General features: G+C 50.9%; 11 protein-coding genes and 2 pseudogenes. All 13 read right to left on the reverse strand.

Translation table 11 applies throughout. The annotated features are described in order from the left end of the window. Window positions 1-56: 56 nt before the first annotated feature. Complete coding sequence (locus WMO25_RS09385) at window positions 57-215, reverse strand: Maff2 family mobile element protein (protein ID WP_009323506.1); 159 nt, start codon at window positions 213-215, stop codon at window positions 57-59. Between the two features lie 131 nt (window positions 216-346). After that, a pseudogene (locus tag WMO25_RS09390) lies at window positions 347-1,384 on the reverse strand (VirD4-like conjugal transfer protein, CD1115 family); the annotation flags it as partial. Between the two features lie 135 nt (window positions 1,385-1,519). Next, on the reverse strand, window positions 1,520-3,427 hold the full coding sequence (gene ltrA / locus WMO25_RS09395; RefSeq protein ID WP_349085106.1) for a group II intron reverse transcriptase/maturase: 1,908 nt from the start codon (window positions 3,425-3,427) through the stop codon (window positions 1,520-1,522). A 692-nt stretch (window positions 3,428-4,119) separates the two neighbouring features. Beyond that, window positions 4,120-4,854, reverse strand: a pseudogene (locus WMO25_RS09400) (type IV secretory system conjugative DNA transfer family protein); the annotation flags it as partial. Next, complete coding sequence (locus tag WMO25_RS09405; protein WP_005934796.1) at window positions 4,851-5,342, reverse strand: PcfB family protein; 492 nt, start codon at window positions 5,340-5,342, stop codon at window positions 4,851-4,853. The gene WMO25_RS09405 and the pseudogene WMO25_RS09400, both read right to left, overlap by 4 nt. Before the next feature lie 130 nt (window positions 5,343-5,472). Further along, complete coding sequence (locus tag WMO25_RS09410; RefSeq protein ID WP_349085108.1) at window positions 5,473-6,369, reverse strand: DUF6017 domain-containing protein; 897 nt, start codon at window positions 6,367-6,369, stop codon at window positions 5,473-5,475. Window positions 6,370-6,374: 5 nt separating this feature from the next. Beyond that, complete coding sequence (locus WMO25_RS09415; RefSeq protein ID WP_349085109.1) at window positions 6,375-7,136, reverse strand: phage antirepressor KilAC domain-containing protein; 762 nt, start codon at window positions 7,134-7,136, stop codon at window positions 6,375-6,377. Beyond that, window positions 7,129-7,377, reverse strand: a complete 249-nt coding sequence (locus WMO25_RS09420) for a hypothetical protein (RefSeq protein WP_040650084.1) — start codon at window positions 7,375-7,377, stop codon at window positions 7,129-7,131. Before WMO25_RS09420 ends, WMO25_RS09415 begins: the two co-directional genes overlap by 8 nt. Window positions 7,378-7,503: 126 nt before the next feature. Then, a complete protein-coding gene (locus tag WMO25_RS09425) occupies window positions 7,504-7,812 on the reverse strand; it encodes a DUF6050 family protein (RefSeq protein WP_050618442.1) in 309 nt (102 codons plus the stop codon). A gap of 93 nt (window positions 7,813-7,905) precedes the next feature. Next, window positions 7,906-8,217 (reverse strand): recombinase family protein, encoded by a 312-nt coding sequence (locus WMO25_RS09430; protein ID WP_349085110.1) that lies wholly within the window; start codon window positions 8,215-8,217, stop codon window positions 7,906-7,908. A gap of 108 nt (window positions 8,218-8,325) precedes the next feature. Then, entirely contained in the window at window positions 8,326-8,628 is a 303-nt protein-coding gene (locus WMO25_RS09435; RefSeq protein ID WP_071132118.1) for a hypothetical protein, read from the reverse strand. Then, window positions 8,625-9,503 carry a hypothetical protein gene (locus WMO25_RS09440; protein ID WP_235232788.1) on the reverse strand — a complete coding sequence of 293 codons (879 nt, stop codon included), beginning with the start codon at window positions 9,501-9,503 and terminating at the stop codon, window positions 8,625-8,627. Before WMO25_RS09440 ends, WMO25_RS09435 begins: the two co-directional genes overlap by 4 nt. Before the next feature lie 227 nt (window positions 9,504-9,730). Then, a partial coding sequence (locus tag WMO25_RS09445; protein ID WP_349085111.1) for an MFS transporter occupies window positions 9,731-10,111 on the reverse strand: 381 nt, incomplete at its 5' end.

Raw genomic sequence — 10,111 nt, forward strand, 5'->3', positions numbered from 1 at the left:
GTAGCCTGCCGCTGATACCGTCTGGATTGTGCTTTTCCTTTCGTTTTTTGTTCCAACTAATTAGCCATGAACTGCTTGATGCCCTGAGACTTGGCGCCGGGGTTGTCGTTGCCGTAGCCTTCCATGAGGTTGACAACACCCCACACTGCGAGACCTGCGCCGAGGGCGATAACGAGCGTCTGAAGAACCGTGACAGCCTGATTGATGAAAGCCATAGATTTTCCTCCTTGATTTGAAAAAGATTGGTTGTGTATTTTTGAAAATGGGCATAAAAAAAGAAGCCCCGTCGCTGTTCTGCTTTGGGAGCCATCAGGCTTTACCCACTGCGCAGTGCAGCGACGGGGCTTTAATCCGCTTCGACCTCACCCATATCATAGAGGTCGAATGTGTCATCGGGCTTGACTACCAGCTTGTGCTGCCGGTATTTTTCGATGTCAAAGGCATTCCGCTTGTTATAGTCGGAGAGCTGCCGGTACTTTGGATGCTTCGTGATGTCGTATTTGTTACTGAGAAAAGGTCTCACGCCTCGAAGCTGCAAAATACACTTGGCTCCGTCCATGACGGCGATCTCGTCTTGAGACATCAATTCCTTGCCGGTTTTCTGATAATTCAAGCCATAGGAGTTGTTGTTGGAACGGGTTTCCGAGGTGTTGTAAAGGTCGATTGTCTCCTTGCCCAGCACCTCGCTGATTTCCTTGAGCGTGGATTTCTCCTTGCCGCCGAGGAAAAGTGTGCAGTCACAGTTGCCCGTGATGGTGTCAGCCGCGTCCTTGTAGATGGTCTTGAGCTGAGACTGGGACTGCAAGATGATTGACGCCGAGATTTCCCGACTTCGGATGGTGGCGATGAGCTTATCAAACTTCGGGATTTGACCGATGTTTGCAAACTCGTCCAGCAGACAGCGTACATGAACGGGAAGCCGTCCGTTGTAAACGTCATCTGCCTTGTCGCAGAGAAGGTTGAAGAGCTGGGAATACATGATTGCCACGACGAAATTGAAGGTGTCATCGGTATCGGAAATGATGACGAACAGTGCCGTCTTCCGGTCTCCGATGGTGTCCAGCTCCATCTCATCGTAGCTCATCAGCTCCCGCAGCTCTGCGATGTCGAAGGGTGCAAGCCTTGCACCGCAGGAAATCAAAATCGACTTGGCGGTTTTTCCCGCCGCCAGCTTGTATTTGCGGTATTGCTTGACCGCAAAGTGGTCAGGGTCGCGGGCTTCCAGCTCATCGAACATGACATCCACGGGGTTCTTGAAGGTCTCATCGTCCTCTCTGGCTTCCGAGGCATTGATCATTTCGAGCAGAGTAGTAAAGTTTTTCTCGTGGTCGGGTGCTTCGTACCAGATGTAGCCGATGAGGGCTGTGTAGTAGAGCTTTTCCGCCTATAGTGATAGGTAATCCTTTGAAGTAATCGCCGGATTTTCCCCCACTCCACACCGGACATGCGACTTTCACCGCATCCGGCGTTCCATCGATTGTGTTATCAGGCATTTAATCAATCACCAATAGAAAGTTGTTTAGATTTCCGCCAACTTTGCGGCGGTACGCAGGTCGTTGATTTTGGTCAGTTGTTTTCTTGTTACAGTCAGTTGTTTGCAGATGCTCTTGAGAGCGGCAGCGTCCTGGTCGGTCAGCAATGGAAGATACCGCCTGTGGAGTAATACCAGATTGCTGTATCGCTCCTGGCCGCCTTGCTCCTTTGGAACCTTCATGTGACACACGATGCTGTTCGGGTGCAAAAACCATTCACCGCTGACGGCGCATTTGCCCTTCTGGGCAGACAGCAGGGAGAGTCTGCAATCGGCATACTCCATGCTGTGGCTTTGCAGCGGATGTTCCCGCAGATACGCAAATAGGGTCATATCCATCTCCAGGTTGTCGTGTATCTTTTTCCGTCCCGCCGGAGAGAAGCAGCAGACGGCGGCGCTGATTCCGATTGCGGTTTTATACTTGATAAACGCAATGGGGTAGATTGGCCGGTTGATACCGGACACATACCGCACCATTTGAGAAGCGCCGAAACGCTCCTTTTCGCTGTCCGTCATAGCGCCGCCCTCCCGGACGAGCTGACAGCCGGTTTCTGTGTTTAAACGGTTTGTCAGCACCGTCATGACTCTGCGGTGGATTTTCCGGCAGTCCAGACTGATACAGGTAGCAATCCTGTAGTAGTTCTGGATGCCCAGCACCATTTCGTCAAACAGACCAATTTCGTCCGGCTGCGTTCGCCCTTGGGCTGGTTTTGCAATGCGCTTTGCCTGCTCCACGAGCTTGCTTTCTTCCAACTGTAGCTTTTTGTCACAGATGTGGGACTTTACGACATACTTTTCACCCTTGCGGTACACCATGATTTTGAAGCCAAGAAACTCGGAGTATCGCTTTCGGACATTGACAATGCGTGTTTTCTCTGGGGAGACCTCCAGTTTCAACCGTTCGGTAATCCACCTTGTGACAGCCTCCATGGTCTTCTCCGCGTCCTCTCGGTTCCGGCAGAAGATACGGAAGTCATCCGCATAGCGCACAATGAACATTTCTTTGAGATTGCTGTTCCGCATTTTCTGGTAGCCCTTGCTCTTGTCAAAGACCTCAGAGGTGCGGATGGTGCGCCATGTTCCGTAGCGGTTTGCCACGGGGTGTTCCGTCCATTGGCTGTCGATCCAGTGATCCAACTCATTGAGCACCACATTGGCCAACAGCGGGGAAATGATCCCGCCCTGGGGCGTTCCCTTTGTCGGGTAAACGGTGCTGCCGTCCGGCATACGGATGGGAGCCTTCAGGATGCGCCTGATGACAAACAGAAGCTGTTTGTCCTGGATGCCCAGCGTCCAGAGCTGCTTGATAAGTTTGCTGTGGTTCACATTGTCAAAGAATCCTTTGATGTCAAACTCCAAAACATAGTGCAAATGCGCCCGTTGCAGCAGGGAGTAAGTACGGGAAATTGCGTGTTCCACTGACCGATTCGGGCGGAACCCATAGCTGTTGTTGCTGAACTTTGCCTCACAGATGGGTTCCAGGATTTGTTTGATGCATTGCTGCACCAATCTGTCCCAGATGCAAGGAATACCCAGCGGCCTGGTTTTGCCGTTTGGTTTTGGGATGTCCTTCCGGCGCACTGGTTTGGGACGGTAGCCGTGTTCGCTGCCTGTGACGATTTTTCTGACCTTACCGATGACCTCAGCCGGTGGAAGCCGTCCAATGTCACCGATATTCTGCTTGTCTGTTCCTGATGTGTAGCTGCCTGTGTTGGTCTTGATGTTTCTGTAGGCCAGCATGATGTTGTTCGGGCTTAATACCAGTTCCATCAGGTCGGTGAAAGTTTCTCCGGCTTTGCTTTTGGCGTACAGTTCGTCAAATGTCCGCTGCATACCGTAATACTCGGCGTGCCGCTGGGCGTCCATACACAGGACTTTTTTCCTTTCTTTTGGCATAAGGCATCACCTCCCGTTTGGAAAAGTGACCCTTTTGGTCTTACTCGAATCCTTATGATTGGATTGAATAATGCCTGTTTCCACAATTCGACTTGTGACCATTCCTCCATCCCCATTACAGGGATTTCTTCGGTTCGATCACTACTTTTCAGCAGCGGTTTGCCCGCTTATTGTTCTTCGTCGGGTTCTTCCTTGCGAAAGCCGCTGCCTTTCCTCGTTCCGGTAATTCTATCTGTGCATCCATACCTTTAGGTTTCCACTATGAGCCTGCCGGCTGGGATGTGCCTGTAACACAACATGGTCGTTCGTAGGATCAATTTCTACTAAACCACACCGGCTGCGCTTGAACGCACCCATACATTTCTATATGGTCTTCTTATAGACCCGTACATTCGCGGATTCGTCAGTCCGCCTGCCAGGGCGAACATTCTAACCATGGGTATTTTATAGACCCTTGGCCTATAGGCAACACAGTCTGCCTCCAGACCGCTTTCGGCCGCCGTTGGCGGCGGCTACGGTTGCTCTCAGCCGTTGTCGTGGGGCTTCGTACACCGGCTTTGCAGCCAATGCACGCCCACCGAGGGCAGGCGTTTCAGGGCGTTACCCCGTCATTCCACCTGTCGAATTACCAGTTATCCAAACAACGGTATTTTGTTGTTTGTCCGCTGACTTCTTACCGTCAGCGAAGGAGTCGCACTTACCCAAAAATCTTCTCCGGACTTATCGCCATCTCCCTTCGTATTGACGATGATCGTATTGACCAGCTTGAGGATGTCCTTCTCGCTGCGGATGTAGCTGAACGGGTTGTAGTGCATGGATTTACGGAAATTGATGGTGTTCAGCGACTTGATGACGTAGCCTCCCTTTTCAAGCATTTTGCCGCACTCCACCAGCACCGTACCCTTCGGATCAGTAACCACATAAGAGCTGTGCATCTGCATCAGGTTTGGCTTCACGAAAAAGCGCGTCTTGCCTGAGCCGGAACCGCCGATGACAAGGATGTTCTTGTTGCGGGCGTATTTCGGCTGCTTTGGGCGGCTGTTCATGGTCAAGAACTCCGTCTGCGTCAAGATGACGTTGTTCGAGAACTCCGGGTCCATGTACGGCTTGATGTCCTCCGCCTTGCCCCATCGTGCAGAGCCGTATTCTTCGCCCTGCCGGAACTTCTTGCGGTTTTTGCCCTTGACGTAGACCGCCAACTTGAGTAGCGCACCGGCAATCAGACCGATGAGCAGATCGACGGGATGAAAGCTGGGCAGCGGATTTGCAAAGGCAGTGCCGAACACGGCAAAGCCGTTTGTCAGCTTGTCGATGAACTCCGTGCCGGGAGCGAGACGAAACACGGCGGCGATCTTATCCGCAAAGTAGAAGGCGAAGACATACGGTAGGTTCAGAAGAACGAGCTTCTTCACATCGGGTTTGTTCACAGCTCCACACCCCGATCCTTGGTCTTGACCTTGACCTTCTCCTTATGCTGCGCCTTGCTCTGGGCTTTCTCCTGATCCAGCTTGTGCCGGATGGACGGCTGTTCCTTCTGCTTGACCGTCTTGGCGGAGAACTCCTTGAAGGCGGCGGTCATGACATCAACGTCCCGTCCCTTGAAGAAGACAAGATAGCTGGGCGGCTCAACGGAAACGTCCTTCTTGAGCGCAAAGTCCAGACCGTATTTGCTGGCAGTCCGCTCAAAGGATTTGATATTGCCATCCGTCACTTCGATGTTGGAGATGGCGGCGTTCTGGCTCATCAGATGCTTGATTGACTGTTTGCCGCGATAGGTTTTGGGCTGCTGCATCTGCTTCTGCGCTTTCTCGATCTCCTGCACGAACTTGTCCAGTGCCTTTTTCAGCACCTCGGCTGAGATTTTGCCGCCCTTGATCATGATTGCAACAACTTTGGTGTTGACTTCATCCTGCATTGCGGCGTTTACCTCCTTTCATTGGAATGATTATGGGGACTGCTGCCGAAGCTAAGGCGGCACAATCCGGCGATAGATGCTTTTCATTTACACTGTCCTCCTTTCCGAGCATTGCTCACGATGGTATTCATTAAAGAGTGTCTTCACAAAGGCTATAATCGTAGGTCTTCGGCTTCTTTGACCCTGCCGATCTGTCCTGCCCGTAGAAATCATGATTGACGAGGGCGGAGTAGTAATTGTCTATCGTCAGAGAGGCGTTATACAGAGCGGTCATCAGGTACGCCCGGATATTACGGATGTCTGACGGGTTCTTGTTCATTGCTTCCAGAACGTACTCAATGTGGCTGCTATTCAGCTTGAGAAAGCGGGATTTGACTACTTGCTGCGGCATATCCTCGCCATTGATGCGGATGGTCGGCGCAGTGGAACAGACGGCATCCAGCATGATGTCCATGATCTCCCGGAAGCGGTCTTTATCGAACTTCGGATCCTGACAGAGAATGTCGTAGTCAAGATTCTCTTTGATAATCTCTTCATACTCGCTTCGCTCATCCATCCTGTCCATCCCATCAAGATTGATGGATTGATAGTTCTTTGAGAGAGTATTTCTTTCTTGGGTAATTACTTGATCAGTATTTATTTGTGCGGACTTATCCCCGCGTGGATTATCCACATCTGGCTTCTCCACACATGGATTTTCCGTGTGTGGTATTTCCCGTTCTGGCGTGGACTCCTGCGGCTCTTCGTATATCTCAAAGATTGTGCTGCTCATCCTGCCTTTACCGTCTCTCTGCCGGTGCCGGACAAGGTAGCCGTGCTTTTCAAGCTCACGGAGCGCGGAGAGAATGGCATCCGGACCTTCCTTGCAGATTGCAGAAAGTCCCTTGGTTGAGAACTTCCAGCCATCATTGAACGAGAGCATCTTTGAGAGAAGACCGACCGCCTTGAGTGACAGGCTCTTGTCTCGGAGGTGGAAGTTCGCCATGACGGTATAGCCACGATTTTTATTTACGCGATAGACTGCCACGAAAATCACCTTGCCATCTTGGAAAGCAGTTCTTCGCCGCACTTTTTCTGGAACTTCATTCGGATGACCTCCTTGCCCTTCGGCGTGAAGTAGGTCTGAGAACCGGTGTAGCAGAACGTCACAAAATCGCGGACGATGAACAGTCCGGCATTGCTGTCCTTGTTGTAGGGAAGAAGCTGCCCGGAAGGAGAGCGGAACAGGTACTTTTCTTTGAGAAGGAACTGGACGAACTTGCGCTCCGGGATTTTCAGTTCCTTCGCCGTCGTTCGGATATTGGTGCAGTCATCCGGATTGATGAAGGCGTCGTAGTAATCGGCTTTGGGCTTTGCCGTGATCAGCTCACACTCAAGAGCCTTTACGCGATTCTTTTCCAAAATCAACGCCTGAGCAAACTCCACAATGACCGCAGGTTCCTTCTGAATGCGTTCCAGAAGGGAGTCCGTCATGTAGCCGCCGGTCTTGCGAATGGTAGGAATGACCTCATCAAATACCCACAGTTCAAACTTTTCAGCCACAGGAAGTTTGCTGCGAATAATTAGCCGATAAACGTCTCCTTCCGGGATGAAGTTGATACTCTGAACTTTCCCGCTGATAGGGGTAGAACGTTTCGTTATAGCCCTGCAATGGTCGTTGACCGCCTTGTTCGGGTTGGTGTAACCGAGTGCCTTTGCAACATCTGCCGCACAGAACAGAACTTTTTCTCCTTCGAGGATCGTTCTTACCTCACCAAACTGTTCATTCTTGAAGATTTCGATTTTGTTATCCATGACTGGCTTCCTTTCCGGCATCAGATGTGCCACTTTGATTTTTGAGGGTTGAAACGGGATTGCAGCAGTAGGGACACTCCGCAAACACGCAGGACTGATATTTCCAGAAGGGACGATGAAAGCGGCAGCTTCGGCACTCAGGGAGAATGCCATCCACACCGCTGTCATAATGCTCAAAGCCGGGTGTGGTCTGCATCAGCAATTCGAGTGCTTGCAGATCACCGGCTGTCATGCGTTTCATGCTTAAAAACTCCTTTCCTTCGCCGCATCGCCAGCAAATATTCCGGCTTTTGGGCAACAAAAAAAGAGGGTTTGCTTCTTACTCCAAATTGGAGAAGAAACAAACCCTCTTCGTTTACGATGTAGTTCAGATGATTTCTCGGATGGTATGAATGACACCGAGCAGCAGCCCGATGAAGAAGGCAAGTCCTCCGATAAGACCGCCTATGATTAAGTTCAATGCGAAGATGCCGACTGAGCCGGAGATACCGTAGCCGCTGGGAACGAGCCAGAGGCACATCTTCCGGATGCCGAATGGCAAGCCGACGCAGATCCACATAAGGAAGTAGTCACATACGCCGTCAGGCATATAGATCGGCTTGAGAAATGACGCGAGGCAGAACGCAAGCGCGATTGGAAGCAGAACCTCCTTCAAGAAGACTTTGATAGCACCCACTATATCCTCCTTCTGCCGGAAGTGTGCAGCAGCACCCTCCGGCTTGCTTGATTATTGTGAAAGTCCTTTGTTTTCGGTCAAAAAAAGAAGGGACTAAGCCAGAATGCCTTGATTTTCAAGGTCTTTCTGATTTAGTCCTATTATCGCACAATAATCTTTGACAATGACTGTCTTTACAAGCCCTTTTTCAATATCCGCCGACATTTCCTTAAAGCTTGGGCGGTCAAAATTCGTACCCGTATAGCCGTCGTCCACATAGAATTTCGGGTTAGGGAAACCGTGTTCCTTTGCGTACTTCATCAGATATTCTTTCTGGTTTACAATGCTGTTGCTCTCGCCTTCCCGTCCGTCGTCCTGGCTTAAACGGCAGTACAAGGCGGTAAATTTTTCCTGCTGTCTTTTCATAAGGTTCTCCTTTCCGACAGCAGACACGGTATTGTGAAGTGTAGGTACAGTGTACCATACCTGTCCTCAAACTTCAACGCTTTAAAGCGGTAATTCTTCTGCGGTCTGCTATGCTCCGTCATCGCCACTCCAATCCCCGTCATTATAACATTCATATCCCTGCATGCCACGCATAAAAATATCCGTAAGCTTGGAAAGCAAATCCCGCCCGTCCTTTCGGAAATGGGCGTCGACGGTGTATTCCGTGCCGCCGATTTTCTCGGTAAAGCTCATCTGCTCTGGAACACGGACAAGGGGAGTGACGTTTTGGACGGGCGGCAGAGGGGGATATACTTTATCGGGATTTACCATAGGGGCGTCCCTGTATTCCTCCATGATTGCCTGTATTTCTTCTTCGGACTTTCTGCTCATCGCAATGATTCCTCCCTCCTGCGGTCTGTTTTGCCTGCCCTCCCGTTCTGGTTTGAACGCTGTTTTTCAGCCGTATCGTGGATTTGGTTTAAACAATCATCAATGTGGGCAGAGCGTTTTTCAATTCCATCCGCATATTTCAGCCGCTTTCGCAGTTCTGTTATCTGCTCCGTCACTCCGTTTTTTTCTTCTCGGAGCGTTTCTTTCTCGGCGGGTGAAGCACGCCGTATCTTATTCTGCAAGTGCCGCCGATAGTCGGTAAGCATGTCCATTTCCGTCTGGTTTTTCTCCCTGTCGGCGTGCAAATCGGAGAGGGTGGAGATGTCATGCTCTGACATATAGCGTACCTGTGCGGTAATCTCGTCCAGTTTCCGAAGCTCCTCTTTCATCAGCGGGCTTGTCGGCTTGTAGTCCGTGCCTTTCGGGAATATCCCCAACTGATAGCACCAGTAATAATACAACGCTAAGATTCCCGTGGTTTTCTGGTGCGGTTTCCAAGCCTTTTTATATTCCTCTGGCATATGGGGAGAGTAGGAAATCCTCGCTTTATAGTTCCCGTACCTTGCCCTTGTGCCTAAATGTGAGCGGATAAAATCGGGCGTTAAGCGTTCATCAAGCGTATCTAATCTTGTAAAATGCTTATACTGCGGCAGCTTCATCTTCCAATGCCCGCCCGAAAAATCAACCTCGTAGCCTTTGTCGGTAAGGTATCTCATCATGTGCGGAATATCCCGACTGCCGCTGATTGCCTCCGCCAAATCTTCCAGATAGACGTTGTAGCGTGTCGGCTTGCCGCTCTTTTCATCCAGATACAGCGGTCTTGAAGGGGCTTTCTTCGGGTTCTCAATCACCGATAATCCGTACTCTCTGCACAAGCGGTCTGACGTTTCCCTTAGCCGTTTCTGCTCCGATTTTGAGTAATTATATTTGCTCCCATCCAGATATGCTCATGTGTGGTAAAGTATCACAAGAAAATTATGTCGAATTGACAGCCGCCTCCGCTATGCCGAATAAGGAGATAAAGAGTCCTCAAATTTTGCGCTGCTAAATGAAGACGAGCGGAAGTAATCTCCCGCTCGTCAGTAAACTTAACTATGCCATATCAATCCCGCTTCTTTCCCGCCACTGGCACCAAGAACAGCGCGGGCAACAGCAGGAAAGCGGTGCAGACCAGCCCCCAGGGTATGGACACCTGTTGGGCTACCAGCCCCACAATAGGCCCGCCGATGATCTGCCCGAAAGAGTCCAGTTGTCCACTGGTAGAAAAGACTGTGGCGCGCATTTTCTCCTCCACATGGTCGTTCATCCAGGCGGCCAGCACCGGCTCCTTGATGGTGCGCATAAGCCCCGCCAGGAGGAACATCAACAACATGAACCAAAAGCTCCGCCCCACCGCAAAGAGAACTAGGCACAGGATATACCCGGCGCTGGTGGACATGACCACACTGGTTCGGCTGACAGTCCCTTTTTTCTCCATGCGGGC

The sequence above is a fragment of the Coprococcus intestinihominis genome (assembly GCF_040096555.1).
Classification (GTDB): domain Bacteria; phylum Bacillota; class Clostridia; order Lachnospirales; family Lachnospiraceae; genus Coprococcus_A; species Coprococcus_A intestinihominis.

Bases quoted from the DNA above. Each gene is read 5' to 3' on its own strand.
- WMO25_RS09415 (WP_349085109.1), bottom strand. From the start codon at position 7,136: ATGGATAACAAAATCGAAATCTTCAAGAATGAACAGTTTGGTGAGGTA.
- WMO25_RS09435 (WP_071132118.1), bottom strand. From the start codon at position 8,628: ATGAGCAGAAAGTCCGAAGAAGAAATACAGGCAATCATGGAGGAATAC.
- WMO25_RS09420 (WP_040650084.1), bottom strand. From the start codon at position 7,377: ATGAAACGCATGACAGCCGGTGATCTGCAAGCACTCGAATTGCTGATG.
- WMO25_RS09385 (WP_009323506.1), bottom strand. From the start codon at position 215: ATGGCTTTCATCAATCAGGCTGTCACGGTTCTTCAGACGCTCGTTATC.
- WMO25_RS09430 (WP_349085110.1), bottom strand. From the start codon at position 8,217: ATGAAAAGACAGCAGGAAAAATTTACCGCCTTGTACTGCCGTTTAAGC.
- ltrA (WP_349085106.1), bottom strand. From the start codon at position 3,427: ATGCCAAAAGAAAGGAAAAAAGTCCTGTGTATGGACGCCCAGCGGCAC.
- WMO25_RS09405 (WP_005934796.1), bottom strand. From the start codon at position 5,342: ATGCAGGATGAAGTCAACACCAAAGTTGTTGCAATCATGATCAAGGGC.